Origin of the sequence: Pseudoalteromonas sp. XMcav1-K, from assembly GCF_044005875.1 — a bacterium.
In the GTDB taxonomy this organism is placed as follows: domain Bacteria; phylum Pseudomonadota; class Gammaproteobacteria; order Enterobacterales; family Alteromonadaceae; genus Pseudoalteromonas; species Pseudoalteromonas spongiae.
Genome location: NZ_JBIPJE010000036.1, coordinates 54,759 through 72,026, shown reverse-complemented (window position 1 = coordinate 72,026; position 17,268 = coordinate 54,759). Strand labels below are relative to the sequence as shown.

General features: G+C 42.8%; 10 protein-coding genes. All 10 read left to right on the top strand.

The window, feature by feature from the left end:
* Positions 1–245: 245 nt before the first annotated feature.
* The 10 genes from ACHSBP_RS07420 to ACHSBP_RS07375 all read left to right on the top strand — a co-directional run bounded on the left by ACHSBP_RS07420 (position 246) and on the right by ACHSBP_RS07375 (position 17,189).
* Complete coding sequence (locus ACHSBP_RS07420) at positions 246–2,054, top strand: HAD-IIB family hydrolase (protein ID WP_395388452.1); 1,809 nt, start codon at positions 246–248, stop codon at positions 2,052–2,054.
* Complete coding sequence (locus tag ACHSBP_RS07415) at positions 2,047–3,291, top strand: glycosyl transferase (RefSeq protein ID WP_395388451.1); 1,245 nt, start codon at positions 2,047–2,049, stop codon at positions 3,289–3,291. Before ACHSBP_RS07420 ends, ACHSBP_RS07415 begins: the two co-directional genes overlap by 8 nt.
* On the top strand, positions 3,291–5,039 hold the full coding sequence (locus ACHSBP_RS07410) for a sugar phosphorylase (RefSeq protein WP_395388450.1): 1,749 nt from the start codon (positions 3,291–3,293) through the stop codon (positions 5,037–5,039). The genes ACHSBP_RS07415 and ACHSBP_RS07410 overlap by 1 nt, the downstream gene beginning before the upstream one ends.
* 2 nt (positions 5,040–5,041) lie before the next feature.
* Positions 5,042–5,947 carry a UTP--glucose-1-phosphate uridylyltransferase GalU gene (galU, locus tag ACHSBP_RS07405; protein ID WP_395388449.1) on the top strand — a complete coding sequence of 302 codons (906 nt, stop codon included), beginning with the start codon at positions 5,042–5,044 and terminating at the stop codon, positions 5,945–5,947.
* A gap of 300 nt (positions 5,948–6,247) precedes the next feature.
* Positions 6,248–6,853, top strand: coding sequence for a bifunctional 2-polyprenyl-6-hydroxyphenol methylase/3-demethylubiquinol 3-O-methyltransferase UbiG (locus ACHSBP_RS07400; protein WP_010559772.1), 606 nt, complete (start codon positions 6,248–6,250; stop codon positions 6,851–6,853).
* Complete coding sequence (locus ACHSBP_RS07395) at positions 6,850–7,920, top strand: HNH endonuclease (protein ID WP_395388448.1); 1,071 nt, start codon at positions 6,850–6,852, stop codon at positions 7,918–7,920. The genes ACHSBP_RS07400 and ACHSBP_RS07395 overlap by 4 nt, the downstream gene beginning before the upstream one ends.
* Before the next feature lie 35 nt (positions 7,921–7,955).
* Complete coding sequence (locus ACHSBP_RS07390) at positions 7,956–9,143, top strand: nuclease-related domain-containing protein (RefSeq protein ID WP_158523441.1); 1,188 nt, start codon at positions 7,956–7,958, stop codon at positions 9,141–9,143.
* A 536-nt stretch (positions 9,144–9,679) separates the two neighbouring features.
* Complete coding sequence (locus ACHSBP_RS07385; RefSeq protein WP_395388447.1) at positions 9,680–12,844, top strand: glycosyl hydrolase family 18 protein; 3,165 nt, start codon at positions 9,680–9,682, stop codon at positions 12,842–12,844.
* Between the two features lie 44 nt (positions 12,845–12,888).
* Positions 12,889–14,466, top strand: coding sequence for a lytic polysaccharide monooxygenase (locus ACHSBP_RS07380; RefSeq protein ID WP_395388446.1), 1,578 nt, complete (start codon positions 12,889–12,891; stop codon positions 14,464–14,466).
* A gap of 113 nt (positions 14,467–14,579) precedes the next feature.
* Positions 14,580–17,189 (top strand): glycosyl hydrolase family 18 protein, encoded by a 2,610-nt coding sequence (locus tag ACHSBP_RS07375; RefSeq protein WP_395388445.1) that lies wholly within the window; start codon positions 14,580–14,582, stop codon positions 17,187–17,189.
* The last annotated feature ends 79 nt before the right edge of the window (positions 17,190–17,268 follow it).

Sequence of the window (17,268 nt, the reverse complement as noted above, 5' to 3'; positions counted from 1 at the left end):
TTACATTAAATACCAAGTATTAAGTGATTTAAAGATTAACCAAATACCTTACTTTTTAACACTTTGTTTGTGTTATGGAACGTATAAACCGTAAAAATAACGCTAAAAAGCACTTCTTTAGTAGTTCGGAATTTTAACTACGAAAGCCTTTATATTATTTAAGCCAAACTGCAGATGATATGTTTTGGCACATTCCTTGACATATTATTAGATAGTTTATTAAAACGTTCAAAGGATGCATTAATATGGTGCAAACACTCTCTACCAAGTTCCTGACTAAATTTTTAGAAAAACATGCGCTTTCTCAGGAAGTTAAAAAAACAATAAAAACTTGGTACGCGCCAATCGCAGAACAAATCGCACTGCACCAAAATAGAACAAAACAGCCATTGGTGATTGGTATAAATGGCTGCCAAGGGTCGGGTAAAAGCACACTAACGGATTTTTTAAACCAATATCTACGCATGTACTTTGGTTTAAATGTGGTGTCGATTTCGCTCGATGATTATTACTTATCTGCATCTGAGCGCGAAGAACTTGCCAAAAATATTCACCCATTACTTGGTACACGCGGTGTACCGGGTACCCACAAAATTGATCAGCTGGATCACGACTTAGCAGCGCTTACGCGTAAAACGTTAAAGCGCCCTTTGTTTATTCGCCGTTTTAATAAAGCCACAGACAATCCGTTTCCATCAGATAAATGGACCAAAGTTACATCAGCGCCCGATGTGATTATTCTAGAGGGGTGGTGCGTAGGGCTTAACGCAGAGCCACAAGATGTTCTAACCACCCCCATAAATGCGCTTGAAGCAATAGAGGACCAAAATGGTACATGGCGTGAATACGTAAATAACCAGCTGAAGGGTGCTTACCAAAATGTGTTCGAGCGAGTTGACCGTTGGATTATGCTAAAAGCACCTAGTTTTGATGTAGTAGCACAGTGGCGCAAAGAGCAAGAAGCCAAGCTGCGCTTGCAACAAGATAAACTAACAGCCAATAAAATAATGAGCGAACAACAAATAGAGCGCTTTGTACTGTTTTTTGAAAGGCTCACCCGAGTTGGTTTAGTTGATTTTAGCCAAACCACCGATATCACCTTACACCTAAATGAAACACGCAAAATTGTTAACGTAACAGGGCGTTTGAAACAGTTATGCTTTCCTGAAAAACTCGCGGTATTTACCGATCTGGACGGCACCTTATTAGATCATTACAGCTACGAGTTTCAGCCTGCAAAAGTGAGTGTATTTTTATGCTACGAACTGGGCTTTCCCATTATTCCGTGTACCAGTAAAACCTTTAAAGAAATTATCGCTATTCGCACACAGTTAGGACTAGGTACTCCGTTTATTGTGGAAAATGGCGCTGCCGTATTTTTACCCAAAAAGTGGTTGAAAGAATATTTAATTGATCCCGTTGGCTTAATTGAATTCGGTGAGTTTTACATAAAAGAGTTTGGCCAGCCGCGCAGCTTTTGGTTAAACCAACTAAAACAATACGCCAATGATTTTGCCCATCTATACAAAGGCTTTGCGCAAATGACTAATAGCGAATTGGCAGAGCTTACAGGCCTAAGTGAAAAAGACGCTGAAAAAGCCAAATTACGTCACTACTCAGAGCCGCTGCATTGGTTAGGTGACGCCTGTCAAAAAAAGGCATTTATAAAACGTATGCGTGAAAATGGTGCAACCATTATTGAAGGTGGGCGCTTTTTGCATGTGTGTGGCGACGAAAGTAAAGGCGTTGCATTGAATTGGTTGTTTAACCTAATCAAGCACGAATTGCCCGGAGATTGGCTGAGTGTGGCACTAGGCGATAGCGAAAACGACAGCGCCATGTTAGAGCAAGCCGATATTGCAGTACAAATCAAATCAATGACTCATCCGTTTATTACACTTGAGCGTTCAAAAGGCGTTATGCGCTCAACTATGCCTGGGCCAACTGGCTGGCACGAAGTGATGATGCAACTAATCAGTGAGCTTGATAACCATCATATTGAGCGTATCAAATCGATTATTAACCACCCTCTAAAGGAGAAACACTATGGCTGATTTTTACCAAAACGGCATTGTAACCACTCTACATAACTTAACTAATCGAGGTGTGGAAGAGTTAGAAAACGAGCTTATTGAGTTTTCTAAAACACGGCCAATGGGCTTAATTTTACCGTCGCTGTACAGCGAACTTGAAGGCGAAGCGCTGCCAAAAATTGTTGAGCATATCAGCGAGGTGCCGTACTTATCGCAAGTGATTATTGGCCTAGACAGAGCCACCGAAGATGAGTTTTGTAAAGCCATTGAGTTTTTTAAATATTTAGGGCAACCGCATCAAATTTTATGGAATGATGGCCCACGATTAAAACAGCTCGACGCTGAATTACAAGCACTTGGTGTGGCACCCACCGAAATGGGTAAAGGCCGCAACGTGTGGTATTGCATGGGGTATGCGCTTGCTACCAAAGAGGCCGAATCTATCGCACTGCACGATTGCGATATTTTAACCTACGATCGCAGCCTACTTGCTCGCTTAATTTACCCTGTGGCGCACCCACAATTTAACTACGAGTTTTGCAAAGGGTATTACGCCCGATATTCCGATGGCAAACTTAATGGTCGCGTAGCGCGTTTGCTTGTTACGCCACTATTAAAAGCGCTTAAACGCGTGATAGGTCATAACGACTACCTAGATTATATGGATAGCTACCGTTATTCGCTATCGGGTGAGTTTTCATTTAGACAAGATGTGCTTAACGATATTCGTATTCCTAGCGACTGGGGGTTAGAGATTGGCGTACTGTCAGAAATGCAGCGAAACTACGCATCAAACCGTTTGTGCCAAGTGGATATTGCCAACGTGTACGACCACAAGCATCAAGACTTATCGCTACACAATAGCGAAGGTGGCTTATCTAAAATGTCGATAGACATAACCAAAGCATTTTTTCGAAAGCTTGCTACTCAAGGCTACACCCTTAACACCGAAACCATGCGCACCATAAAAGCTACTTATTACCGCATCGCGCTCGACTACATTGAAACCTATAAAAACGATGCGATTATTAATGGCCTAAAAGTGGATATTCACACTGAAGAAAAATCAGTAGAAATGTTTGCTAAAAACATTATGGCGGCAGGGCAGTCGTTTTTAGAAAAACCCATGGAAACTCCGTTTATTCCATCGTGGAACCGCGTAATTAGCGCCATGCCCGATGTGCTTTCGCGCTTAGAAGTGGCGGTAGAAGAAGATTACCTTGAATTTTCAGCAAAACTGCGCAAAAAGGTAAGCTGATGACCTACCCATTAAAAGAAAAACTGCTTAAGCAACTGCAAGTGATTTATGAAGGGGTCGCAATAAAAGATTCAGTTGATGCCATTGCCGATAAGCTTTTAGCCCAAATGGCGTTAAGTGATGATGCGCAAGGGCCGACGCCTTTTTTAAACCGCTGGAATGAATCGGATATTGTGATGATCACCTATGGTGACAGCATAGTATGCGACAGTGAAAAGCCGCTGGTAACTTTAAAACAATTTATTGATACACATTTAAGTAATGAGCTAAGCGGCGTACATATTTTGCCGTTTTTCCCGTACAGCTCAGACGATGGTTTTTCAGTGCTTGATTATTCCAGCGTGAATGAGTCACTGGGTGATTGGCAAGACATTAGCGCCATAAGCAAAAGCTACAAGTTAATGGCCGATTTAGTAATTAACCACTGCTCAGCGCGCTCCATTTGGTTTGAAAACTTTATAAAAGGCGAGGGCACAGGCCACAATTACTTTTTTACTGCATCGCCAAGCGACCCGCTTGATAAAGTGGTTAGGCCGCGTACATCGCCCTTGTTAAAACCAGTAACCACCAAACAAGGCGAGCAGTTTGTGTGGTGTACCTTTAGTCATGATCAAGTAGATTTAGACTTTTCAAACCCAGAGGTGCTTATTGCCTTTGTGGGTATTATTAAGCAATACCTAGATGCAGGCGTGTTGATATTTCGTTTAGATGCCATCGCCTTTTTATGGAAAGAAATGGGCACAAGTTGCATTAACTTGCCGCAAACGCATGAGGTAGTAAGGCTATTACGCACGCTGATTGAATGCGCCAATGAAAACGCCATAATAATTACCGAAACCAACATACCGAATATTCAAAACCTGGCGTATTTTGGTAATGCCAACGAAGCCCATGCCATTTATAACTTTTCGCTGCCGCCGCTACTAATTTACAGCTTAATTTCAGGCGATTGCCAAGCGCTAAAACACTGGTTAATGCGCATGCCTCCGGCGCAAAATGGCACCTGTTATTTTAACTTTATTGCATCGCATGATGGCATTGGCTTAAGGCCTGCAGAAGGATTACTGAGCGAAAGCGAAATTGCAACCATGGTTAACACCATACAAAACTTTGGTGGGCTAATTTCGTGGCGAACTGGGGAAGATGGCAGCCAAAAACCTTACGAAATGAACATTGCCTTGTATGATGCGCTTAAAGGCACAATCGATGGGCCCGATAAGCATCAGTACCAGCGCTTTATTTGCGCCCATAGCATTATGATGAGTCTAGAAGGCATTCCCGGTATTTATATCCATAGTTTGCTTGGCACCGAAAACGACTATGAAAAATACAATAACACCCATCACAACCGTGCGATTAACCGCCATCGCTGGCAAAGCGAATTGTTAAATGAGCAACTTGCCAATCCGTACAGCCATCACAGCAAAGTATTAAGCGGCCTAAAAACCCTGCTAGCAATAAGAAAACAGCAAAATGCTTTTCACCCCAATGCCACCCAATTTGTGTTGCAATTGGGCCCAGAACTGTTTGGCGTGTGGCGACAATGTATGAATCGCAGTCAAAGTATCTTTTGTATTGCTAATATTACTAATAAGCCAGTCTCGCTTCGTTTAAACGAGCTTAATTTAATTGAAACAGAACACTGGTACGACTTACTCACAGATCTGCAAATTAACGATTTAAACAGCGAGTTTACGCTGTTGCCATATCAAACAATTTGGCTAACCAATATACGTAAGGGAGTATAATAATGAAAAAAGTAACCAAAGCGGTGATCCCCGTTGCAGGCCTTGGCACACGCATGCTGCCAGCAACCAAAGCCATCCCAAAAGAAATGCTTACACTGGTAGATAAACCACTTATTCAATATGTGGTAGAAGAAGCGGCTGCCGCTGGCATTAAGGAAATTGTGTTAGTTACTCATGCCAGTAAAAACTCTATCGAAAACCACTTTGATACCAGTTTTGAGCTAGAAGCGCAGCTAGAGTCGCGTGTTAAGCGCTCGCTCTTACAAGAAGTTAAAAGCATTAACCCCAAAGGCATTACCATGATTTCAGTGCGCCAAGCTGAGGCAAAAGGGCTAGGACATGCCATTTTATGTGCGCGTTCGGTAATTGGCGAAGAGCCATTTGCGGTCATTTTGCCCGATGTCATTATTGATAAATACCACTCAGACTTAGGCGTAGAAAACCTCGCAAAAATGGTAAGCAACTACAACGAAACAGGTGTTAACCAAATAATGGTAAACCCAGTAGATATGGCACAGGTGCAAAGCTATGGCGTGGTTGATTTAGACAACCAAACTCTGTGTGCGGGCGAAACTGCAAAAATTATCGGCATGGTAGAAAAACCACCACGCGAAGAAGCGCCTTCAAACCTTGCCATTACGGGCCGTTATGTACTTTCTGAGAGCATTTGGCCAATTTTAGCCAAAACCCCACCGGGTGCAGGCGATGAAATTCAGCTAACCGATGCGCTTTATACGCTATTAGACCAAACAGGGTTAGAGGCGTACCAGCTGGTGGGTAAAACCCACGATTGCGGCAATAAACTGGGCTTTATTAAAGCTAACATAGAATACGCTATTCAACGTGCTGAGTTTAAAGGCGAGCTGAGCAATTATATTGAAACCATATTGGCGGAGAACAAACACTAAACAAAAACTTAGCCTAAAAGCCTCAGCAAAGAGGCTTTTACTACCTCACTTCCTTTCATACGAGTAGTACCGCTCTCCATATATCTACTTTTATATTCTTGGTAATAACACGTAATACCTAAATTCCAATCAATCCTGATCATTTGGGAGATAGTAATAAATTAGCGAAAACGCGTTTCCATAATGAAAACATACAATTAAATTAAAGAGTTACTTAAATAAAAACTTGTTTTTCATCAAGGGTTTTTGTTACATTTTTGACTATTGTAACCATGGAGCGGTAAGCATTTGAGCCCATCAATGACAGACGTCAATTCTCAATACTACAACACACATGCAACTGAATATTTCCTATCAACCGTAGATGTTGATATGCAGCCTGTTTATGACAAATTTCTAAGTAAAGTAATCACTCATGGGCATATTCTAGATGCTGGCTGCGGTAGTGGTCGCGATAGCAAAGTATTTAAATCATTGGGCTTCCAAGTGACCGCAATGGATGCGAGTGAAAAGTTGGCATTACTCGCTACAGAACATACTGGCATTCCAGTGCTGCATAAAACGTTTCAAGAAATTGATGAAGTAGATTGTTATGACGCAATTTGGTGTTGTGCGAGTTTATTACATGTTCCTTTTGACGAATTAAACAGCGTATTTTCACGTTTGGCAGTTGCGCTTAAATCAAGCGGTGTGTTGTATATCTCGTTCAAATATGGCGAACCATCAATTGTACAAAGAGAAGAAAATGGCAGACGATTCACCGACCTTAACGAAACAATATTAAGCAAAATAGTAAAAGACATTCCTAGCCTGACAATTTCATCAATCTGGAACAGCAAAGACAGGCGCTCAACGACACAAAGTACCACTTGGTTGAATGCATTAATAATCAAAGGTGCAGTGTGAATAGTCCTACTGCAAATACTACTAACTACCAGACGTCAAACCTGCAATTACAGTTAGGCTTTATTAACTACATACAACGCCTTCTTGTTGAGGGCGACTTTAGTGCAACATACAAGTATGCGTTATTACACGCATTAGCGGATTGTGCAGTTGAATATCCGCTAGACGATGAACGAGCGAGCCTTTGTATCAAGTTTGATAGCTTAGTTGATAAGTTTATAGAACTGTATTGGCACCATGCCACGCCCTTTGCAGGCACAACTGGAACGAATGATTTATTGCTGCAAAACGCGGGTAAGCAATCTAAGGTGATCAGCGAACTAAACTATTGCCAATCTAAAAATATTCGTACGCTAAATGCATTAAAACAAAGTCAATATTGGCACTCTATACAAAAAGCCACGCTGCAAACTTTAAAAGAGGGCCCTTTATGGCGGTTACAAAAACTATCGAAAGTGGATGAATGCTTTTTATATCCGCATGTGAAAGGCAAAACGTTTATTACACTCAACCCTGGAATTGCGCATTGCTTTAGGCGTTTTTATGATTTAGTGGTTCATCTTGCCAGAAATGCATGGTTGTTAAAAATTCAAAGTATAAAGCAAAATCAACATATTATTGGTGCGCAAAGCCAGTTGTATGATTTTTTATTTGGTTGTGATCGCCAAAATTTAGCCAAGGCTGTGCCAGTTCTTTTTGAAATACAAAAGGGCAACTGTTTTTACTGTAATAAGCCACTTGGTAATAGCAAACAAGTTGACCATTTTATACCTTTTGCCCGCTATGCGCACGATCTAGGACACAACTTTGTGTTAGCCCATGGAAAATGTAATAACGCAAAGCGTGATTTACTTGCCGCACCAAAGTTTAAAGATGAGTGGATTAATCAAAACCTCGTGATTCATGAAAAAGAGATTACCAAAGCATTAGAGAGTTACTTTTATTGTGATGCAGCGAAGTCTCTTGCTGTTTCTGATTGGGTTTATGATACGGTTGCCAGTAGTAAGGGACATTTTTGGCATGGACTGATGCCGGCAATAAATAGTGCTCGAACTGATTATCGATAACAGTTACAACAAAATAATGAAAAATGGATTTTACAGTGATATTACGAATTTTATGCTTGCTTTTATTAGTTACTAATTTATCCGTATTTGCTGCAGTACAGTACAGCGACGGAACGTGTATTTTATTACAAAATCAAGTTAAAGAGTTTAGCTTTAATAAGCAATCTCAGCGTTACAAAACGGCAAAACGCTCTGTTGACAGACACTGTATTAACCCCGTCAAATCATCTAAGGGTGATCAAACAAGTAGCACCAAAAGTTCCGAAAAGGTTACGCCAATTTATACAACTAAAAAGTTACACTCTCAAAACTTGACGGAGCCATCAAATCAAGCCGTTGTAACGAAACCACATCAAGCTAAAACATCAGTTCCCGCCAACACTATGCAGAGCTTAGTGCTTAAGATAGGTGTGTGGGTGTTAGTCATTATGTTTGTTTTAGCTTTTCTCAAAGCAATCATTGTACTATTTGCCAAACGCGCTGCTAAATCACTACTTAAAAAAGTAACAGGTCGTATTGAACCCGTTGTAAGTAACCTGCCTGTAAGAAAAGCTGAAGACATTAACCCTAAAACTACTGCAAACGTTTCAGATAAATCTTGCTCTGTACTAAAAAATACCATAGCCGAAATTGTTGCTAATGATGCAGGCAACTCAAGTGGCCAGCAAGGAGAGGTTGTTGTAAATAATTTAATTAAAAAGGTTATTAACAACAAAGTGTTATCTGCGGCGAGTAATGTGAGTCATTATACAAGTGTGCTGCTAACGAACGATAATGATGAGCTTACTGAAATTGATCATTTAATTGTTTCACCAGTTGGCGTGTTTGTAATTGAGAGCAAAAATTACAGTGGTTATATATTCGGTAGTCAGCACCAAGCGAAATGGACGCAGACTTTAACAGGGCGTAAAACCCAATTTATGAACCCGCTTAGGCAAAATTATAAACATTGCTTAGCAGTCAGCCGATTACTTGGCGTTGTTGATGGCGTTGAATCCTTAGTGCTGTTTCATGATAAAGCGAGTTTTAAAACAAAATTTCCACCGAATGTACGTTATGTTAGTGAGCTGGAAGCATTTTTATCTGGCTTTACCCATGTTAAATTTACCGATAGCCAGCTTGAAGAATTTAACACACGACTCGCTAAAGTGATTTCGGTTACGACACGTGAAGATTTTAAGCAGCACATTAGCGAAGTAAAGGCAAAGCAATGCGATATTTAGAAATTTGCACTGCAACATCTTAGTCAATTCGTTTTACCTAACCCATATCTCGAGTAACTATTTCATTTTGTGTAGTTGAAAATTAAGCAGCTGACTTTCAAAAATAGTAAAAATCTCACCTTTTAAAATACTTAACTTGCATAGAATGCATCATTTTTGTGCAATTTGTCCCTACTTTTATTACAGGTATTAGTCAAAACGTTTACTTAATTGTGAAAATTCGTAAATGCGCTAGAACATAAAGGCATAGCTTAAATTAGTTTGGTTATAAGCAAGCAGTAGCGGCTCTTGAGGGGGTATAACTTAAGTTTACTTATATTTTACAAATGTACCTAATAGGGGTTCCTAATGATTGTGTCCTAGTTTATTTTTCCTAGTAATAAGGTGTTTGTTTTTATTTAACCTGTTGTTTTAATTTGTTTAATCTTGTTTTTGTTTTCTCGGAGTAGTGTTATTGCTCCAATTTCACTAATTGTTAATCATGTGTTAGTCATAAATAGTCGAAAGACGTTAGCTAAATTCCATTAGGGGGAAGTATGAGTAACAAATTAGTAGGCAAGCGTTTATTTAAAATGAGCGTGTTGTCGTTAGCTGTAACTGGGTGGGCAGCCCATGCAGCAGTGGACTGTACAAACATTGCCGAATGGCAATCAGGTGTGGCTTACACCGGCGGGCAGCAAGTGCAAAAAGCCAATATTGCTTATGAGGCGAAGTGGTGGACACAAGCCGATCCGGTAACCCATTCAGGGCAATATCAAGAGTGGAAAAACTTAGGTGCGTGTAGTGACGGTCAAGTAAACGAATCACCTATCGCAGAGGTTTTATCACCTATGAGCGGTAGTTCTTTTACCGAAGGTGACAGCGTTGTCATTGAGGCGCAAGCATCAGATTCTGACGGCACCGTTGTGAAACTAGAGGTACTGGTTGATGGTTTGGCGATTGCAACATTAAGCTCTGCGCCATATTCAACAACTTGGCTTGCAGTGACAGGGCAGCATCAAATTTCGGTACGCGCTACCGATGATAAAGGTGCTGAAACAACATCCCCTGCAAATAGTGTTACTGTGGCTGAAGTAGTGCCAGATAATTATGCACCAACGGCAAGCCTTACTAGTAATGCGAGTTCAAATACCTTGAACTTAAATGACAGCGTTGTCTTAAATTTGAGCGGTAGCGATCAAGATGGCACAGTAACAAGTCTTGAATTGTTTCAAGATGGCGCGTCTATAGCGCAAATTTCTGGAGCAACAGGCAGTTTTAATTTTACCGCAACAAGCGCAGGTAATACGCAATTTAGTCTTGTTGCAACCGACGATAAAGGCGCAACATCTGATGCGCAAACATTGGGTTTCCGTATTGTTGATGGCACTACACAACCGGGTGACCGCGATGCCTGTAAGCCGGAAGGTTTGTACCAAACACCGGGTGTAAATACGCCGTATTGTACTATTTACGATGCCGATGGTCGTGAAGATATGGGTGCCGATCACCCACGTCGTGTCATTGGTTATTTCACCAGTTGGCGCAACGGTGCCAATGGCCAACCGTCTTACCTAGTAGATGATATTCCTTGGGATAAAATCACCCATATTAACTACGCGTTTGCCCATGTTGATGCCAATAACAAGGTTTCAATTGGCGATCCAAGTGCGGCGGGTAACCCTGCTACCAATATGGAATGGCCAGGTGTAGCAGGTGCTGAAATGGACCCAACACTGCCGTACAAAGGTCATTTCAACTTACTGAATAAATATAAAAAACTCCATCCAGACGTTAAAACACTGATCTCTGTAGGTGGTTGGGCAGAAACGGGTGGTTACTTTGACGCAAACGGTAACCGTGTTGCAAGCGGTGGTTTCTACACTATGACAACCAATGCTGATGGCTCAGTAAACACTGCGGGCATTAATGCGTTTGCAAAAAGTGCGGTTGAGTTTATTGAAACGTACGGTTTCGATGGGGTTGATATTGATTACGAATACCCATCATCAATGAATGATTCGGGTCACCCTGATGATTTCCCAATTTCAAATGCACGCCGAGCAGGGCTAAATGCCTCTTACCAAGTGTTAATGAAAACCCTACGTGAAGAGCTTGATAAAGCGGGTGAATTAGCTGGTAAACACTACATGCTTACCATCGCATCGCCATCATCAGGTTACTTATTACGCGGTATGGAAACCTTCCAAACAACTAAGTACCTAGATTACGTAAACATTATGTCTTACGACTTGCACGGTGCTTGGAACGATCACGTTGGTCACAACGCAGCGCTTTACGATACAGGGCTAGACTCAGAGCTTGCGCAGTGGAATGTGTATGGCACCAAAGAGTTTGAAGGCGTTGGCTATTTAAATACCGACTGGGCAGTGACGTATTTCCGCGGTGGTTTAAGTGCAGGCCGCATTAACATTGGTGTGCCTTACTATACCCGTGGCTTTAAAGATGTATCGGGTGGCGAAAACGGTTTGTGGGGGCGTGCTGCGTTACCTAACCAAGCTGATTGTGCCAAAGGTACTGGTGTAGGTGAGAAAAACAAATGTGGTAACGGCGCAGTTGGTATCGACAACATGTGGCATGACCTTGACGAAAACGGTAATGAAATGCCAGCAGGTAGTAACCCATTATGGCATGTTAAAAACCTACAAAACGGCATTTTACCAAGTTACCTTGCAGCTTACGGCTTAGATCCAGCTAATGATCCAACTGATAAGCTAGTGGGCACTTACACTCGTCATTATGATTCTGTGGCAGTAGCGCCTTGGCTTTGGAATGCTGATAAAAACGTGTTCTTGTCGATTGAAGATGAAGAATCAATGGGCACTAAGCTTGATTACGTAATCAACAAAGGCCTTGGCGGTATTATGTTCTGGGAGCTGGCAGGCGACTTTGACTACGACAGCGCGAAGAAAGAGTACTTTATGGGTTCTACTATGACCTCGCTTGCTTACAATAAGTTTGCACAAGCGGGTTCTAAGTACGACATCAACAAAGGTGAAAAAACACACCAAGTACCAGCAGAAGCTGTAGACGTAAGCTTTGAAGTGAAAGACTTCCCAATTGGTGACGACAACTACCCAATTGCGCCAACCTTTAGCTTTACTAACAACTCAAACATTGATTTGAGCGGTGCAAAAGTATCGTTTGATGTACCAGTGGCTACGTCAGCAATTTTCAAATCAAACTGGAATGCGCAAGAAAAACTCGGCATGGCAGTTGACGTAAATCGTTCAAACGCAGCGGGTAACAACATTGGTGGCTTTGAAAACGAGTTCCACCGTTTCTCAATTACCTTTGTTAACGAGTGGGGCGGCGCTGCTAAGTCGTTCGCGCCGGGCGAAACCATTAATGCGCAAGTAATGTATTACATGCCAATTACTGGCCCAGTAAACCTTGTATTTGAAAAAGACGGTAAGCAATACGCCGCTAAATTTGAATACCCACATCTACCAGATGCAACAGCCGGTAACGGTGGTGGCAATGATGGCGGCGGCAACACCGACACATGTGAAGGTGTTGCAGTAGCTGATATTCCAGTTTATCCAAACTTTCCACAAACAGATTGGGCAGGCAACCCGTCACACGCTGCAGGCGGTGACTTAATGGTTGATGGCGCATCTACTGCGGTTTACAAAGCGAAGTGGTGGACATCAACTGAGCCTGGCACATCTGCCGATTGGGATAGTGTGTGTACTTTATAACGCAACCTATGTGAGGCCGTGCGCCTCACTGTTTGGAGAAGATTATGAATACCAAATTTAACATCAGTGTGCTCTCTGGTTCAGTGCTATTAGCATGTATTGCAGTGCCGTTTAATGCCAGCGCACATGGTTACATGGATAGTCCTAAATCACGACAAGCATTTTGCCAAGCGCAAGGCGGGTATTGGTGGCCAGAAGACGGCAGCAATATTCCAAACTTGGCATGTCGCGCCGCATTTTTAGAATCGGGCCATGTGCAGTTTATTCAAGAACATGAGTTTGCAGTTAATACGCCCGATTACTTAAATCAAGCTGCGGTTGAAGCAAATGTGCCCGACGGTACTTTGTGCGCTGCGGGTAGTCACGAAAAGCGCGGTATGAATTTACCGTCAGCGCATTGGCAAAAAACTGTGGTTACGCCAAACGCTAATGGTGAAATTCAAGTGCGTTATCGCGCAACCACACCGCACAACCCAAGCTTTTGGCAGTTTTATTTAACCAAGCCGGGTTTTAACCCTGCAACCGATACACTGACTTGGAAAAATATTGAGCTTATTCAAAGCCACGACAATATTGAGTTTGTAAAAGACCTAGATGGTAAGCGTTACTATGAAATGAGCGTAGCCATTCCTGCAGAGCGCGCCGGTGAAGCGGTGCTTTATAGCCGCTGGCAGCGCGTTGATGTGGTGGGTGAAGGCTTTTATAACTGTAGCGATATTATTATTGAGCGCGACACAGTCACACCGGTTGACTGGTTCCCGCTCGGTTATTTTGTACGTCAAGGTCAAAACGCAAATGCTGGCGACACAGTTCAAGTGCGTTTGTTTGACGCAACGGGTCTTGAAGTGGTTAATCAGTTGTTCGCGGTAAACGCTAGTAATCAAGCAACTTGGCAAAGTGAACTTGCAGCTAAGCTTAATTTAGATTACGCATCTGAATTGCAAATTGGTGTTAAAAACGCCAGTGGCGATATCGTGTTTGACGAGGCTAATTTGGCGTCAAATCAGGTATATGCAACTTCTAGTGATCACAGTTTTGCGCTGTCGGTGATTGCTGCATCAGAAAATACCGCACCGAATGTTAACCCTGTGGCAGATGTGGTAATGGATGAAGGTTCACAAACATTGGTGCACGTGCATGCTTTCGATGATGAAAACGACCCGCTTAGTTACCAATTCACTGTGCCTAATGAGTTCACCTACAGTGTAGACGGACCAAACCTTACTCTTAATGCACCTGAGGTTTCAGCGAACGCTAACTTCACGATTCAGGTGTCAGTATCTGATGGCAAGTTAAGCACACCAACAAGCTTTACGGTAACGGTTAACGATACCGCAACGAACCCTGATGTACCTGCGTGGAATGCCAGCAAAGCTTACAACGCCGGCGATAAAGTTAGCTACTTAGGTACGGTTTATAAAGCCAAATGGTGGGTGCAAGGCGAAAAACCAAATAGCAGCGATGCGTGGCAATCGCTTTCACAGTCAACTGACGATGCGTGGTTAAGCTCAAAAGCGTATTCGGCGGGCGATATTGTTAGCCATAACTCGCAAAAATACCAAGCACGCTGGTGGACCAAAGGAGAAGAGCCTGGTACTGCCTCAGTGTGGCAAACCCTTTAATTTAATCGGCTAAAGCGAGCAATAAGTTTGCTTTAGCTACTTTAGTTACCCCTTGCCGCAACGGCGGCTTGGTTTGCGACGTTGCGGGTTTTTAAAATTTAAAGAGAAACATTATGATTAAAAAATTATCTCTAGCAGTGGCAGTTGCACTTTGCTCTGGGCATGTAATTGCAGCGCCTTCTGCACCTAGCTTAAGTTGGGAAGACCAAAAATATTCATTTGTTGATGTAAATATTGACGGTCAAGGTTCGTATAAGTCATTAGTTACACGTAAAGATGTGGTTGATATTGCTATCAAATGGAATGCGTGGAGCGGTGAAGGTGGCGATAGCTACAAAGTAAAATTTGACGGTGTAGTAGTAAACGAAGGTACGCTTGCTGCTGGCACTAAGTCGGGCACAATTACCTTTCCATACACGCAATCGGGCCGTCATCAGTTAACGGTTGAGCTTTGCCAAGGCACAGTATGTGCGGCAAGTGCGCCAAAACCAATTGTAATCGCTGATACAGACGGTGGTCACCTTGATCCATTACCAATGAATGTAGATCCAAATAACGGTAACTACGGCACCTCGCCAGACACCGTTGTAGGTGCTTATTTTGTTGAGTGGGGCATTTATGGCCGTGACTTTGATGTAACAAAAGTGCCGGGCCAAAACTTAACGCATATCTTGTACGGTTTTATTCCAATTTGTGGCGCGAACGAGTCATTGAAAGAAATTGAAAACGGTAACAGCTGGCGCGCATTACAAAAAGCGTGTGGCGACTCACAAGATTATGAAGTAGTGATTCACGACCCGTGGGCAGCGATTCAAAAGTCACTGCCGGGCGTAGATGCAAAAGACCCAATTCGTGGTACTTACTCGCAGTTAATGGCGCTTAAGCAGCGTTACCCTGATTTAAAAATCTTACCATCGGTAGGTGGTTGGACACTGTCAGACCCATTCCATGGCTTTACTGAAAAAGCGAATCGCGATGTATTTGTGGCGTCGATGAAAGACTTCTTAAAAACTTGGAAATTCTACGATGGTGTCGATATTGACTGGGAATTCCCAGGTGGCGGCGGTCCAAATCCAAATCTTGGTGACCCAGCAAAAGACGGTCAAGCTTATATTGATCTAATGCGTGAACTACGCGCTATGCTAGATGAATTAGAAGCGGAAATTGGTAAACCGTACCAACTTACCTCTGCTATTGGCATGGGTTATGACAAAATTGAAGACGTAAACTATCCGCAAGCAGCGCAATATATGGATTACATCTTCGCCATGACCTATGACTTCTACGGCGGTTGGAACAATGTTACCGGTCACCAAACAGCGCTTTACTGTGGTAGCCATATGAGCACAGATGAGTGTAATGGTACTGGTCTTGATGATAAAGGCGAGCCGCGTAAAGGCCCTGCGTACACCACAAATAACGGTATTCAATTGTTGCTACAACAAGGTTTAGATCCGGCGAAAATTGTATTAGGTACGGCGATGTATGGTCGTGGTTGGGAAGGTGTATACCCTGCAAATACAACAGACGGCGTAAACCCAATGACAGCACCGGGTAACGGTAAACTTACCGGCACTACTGCGCAAGGTGTGTGGGAAGCAGGCGTAATTGATTACAAAGGCATTAAAGCCCATATGATTGGCGCGGCAGAAACTGGTATTAACGGTTTTGAGGTTGGCTATGATGAAGTGGCTGAAGGTGCCTATGTTTGGAATAAATCAAACGGCAAATTAATCACATACGATAGCCCGCGCTCAGTAAAAGCGAAGGGTCAGTATGTTCGCAACTTAGGCCTTGCCGGTCTATTTGCATGGGAAATTGATGCAGACAACGGCGATATTTTAAATGCAATGCACGAAGGCCTAGGCGTTGTAGGTGGTAACACTAAACCTGTGGTATCAGTACCGGGTGTAACTACGGTTAAATCAGGTGAAAGTGTTGTACTTTCAGCAACTGCCAGTGATCGCGATAACGACCCATTAACATACAGCTGGACAGGCGATGCAGCGTTAACGCTTTCAGGTGTAACCACAGATACGGTATCAATTACTGCGCCAACGGTAACGCAAGATACTGATTACACAGTAACCGTTGCTGTATCAGACGGCACAGACACTGTAACTAAATCGGCGATTATTCGCGTGGTATCAGATTCGGTAGTGATTAACGAACCGCCAGTAGTATCACCAATTGCTAATGTTAGTGTGGAAGAAGGTAAATCAGCTTCTGTCAGCGTAACTGCATCAGATGCTGATGGCGATACACTAAGCTATAGCTGGAATGTACCTGCGGGCTTAACACTTTCTGGCAGCGGCGCAAGTGTGACGCTTACAGCAGGCGAAGTTGCAGCAGATACAAACTTGAGCGTATCAGTAACGGTATCAGACGGTACTGATGCTGTAACAGAAAGCTTCACAGTAACAGTAACTAATGTAGATGGCGGTGGCAGCACAACGTGGAATGCCGATGCAATTTACACAGGTGGCGATACTGTGCTTTACAATGGTGTTGAGTACAAAGCGAAGTGGTGGACACAAGGCGACCGTCCAGATCTTGGCGGCCCGTGGGAAGAAGTTATTCCAAACGATGGCCAAGTTCGCGCATGGCGTGCTGACCTTGTTTACAACACAGGTGACAAGGTGACCCACAATAACAACACTTACACAGCAAAATGGTGGACTAAAGGCGAAGAGCCGGGCGTTGCCGATGTGTGGGCGAAATAAGTTTTCATTCTAGTTCAAAAGGCAGCTTCCGCTGCCTTTTTTTGTACTTGTACTTTGCTGTATTGGTAATAGTGCAGCT

What these genes read in the sequence shown, in the direction of transcription:
- ACHSBP_RS07410 (WP_395388450.1), top strand. Translation starts at nt 3,291, where the DNA reads ATGACCTACCCATTAAAAGAAAAACTGCTTAAGCAACTGCAAGTGATT.
- ACHSBP_RS07400 (WP_010559772.1), top strand. Translation starts at nt 6,248, where the DNA reads ATGACAGACGTCAATTCTCAATACTACAACACACATGCAACTGAATAT.
- ACHSBP_RS07420 (WP_395388452.1), top strand. Translation starts at nt 246, where the DNA reads ATGGTGCAAACACTCTCTACCAAGTTCCTGACTAAATTTTTAGAAAAA.
- ACHSBP_RS07385 (WP_395388447.1), top strand. Translation starts at nt 9,680, where the DNA reads ATGAGTAACAAATTAGTAGGCAAGCGTTTATTTAAAATGAGCGTGTTG.
- ACHSBP_RS07415 (WP_395388451.1), top strand. Translation starts at nt 2,047, where the DNA reads ATGGCTGATTTTTACCAAAACGGCATTGTAACCACTCTACATAACTTA.
- ACHSBP_RS07375 (WP_395388445.1), top strand. Translation starts at nt 14,580, where the DNA reads ATGATTAAAAAATTATCTCTAGCAGTGGCAGTTGCACTTTGCTCTGGG.
- ACHSBP_RS07380 (WP_395388446.1), top strand. Translation starts at nt 12,889, where the DNA reads ATGAATACCAAATTTAACATCAGTGTGCTCTCTGGTTCAGTGCTATTA.
- galU (WP_395388449.1), top strand. Translation starts at nt 5,042, where the DNA reads ATGAAAAAAGTAACCAAAGCGGTGATCCCCGTTGCAGGCCTTGGCACA.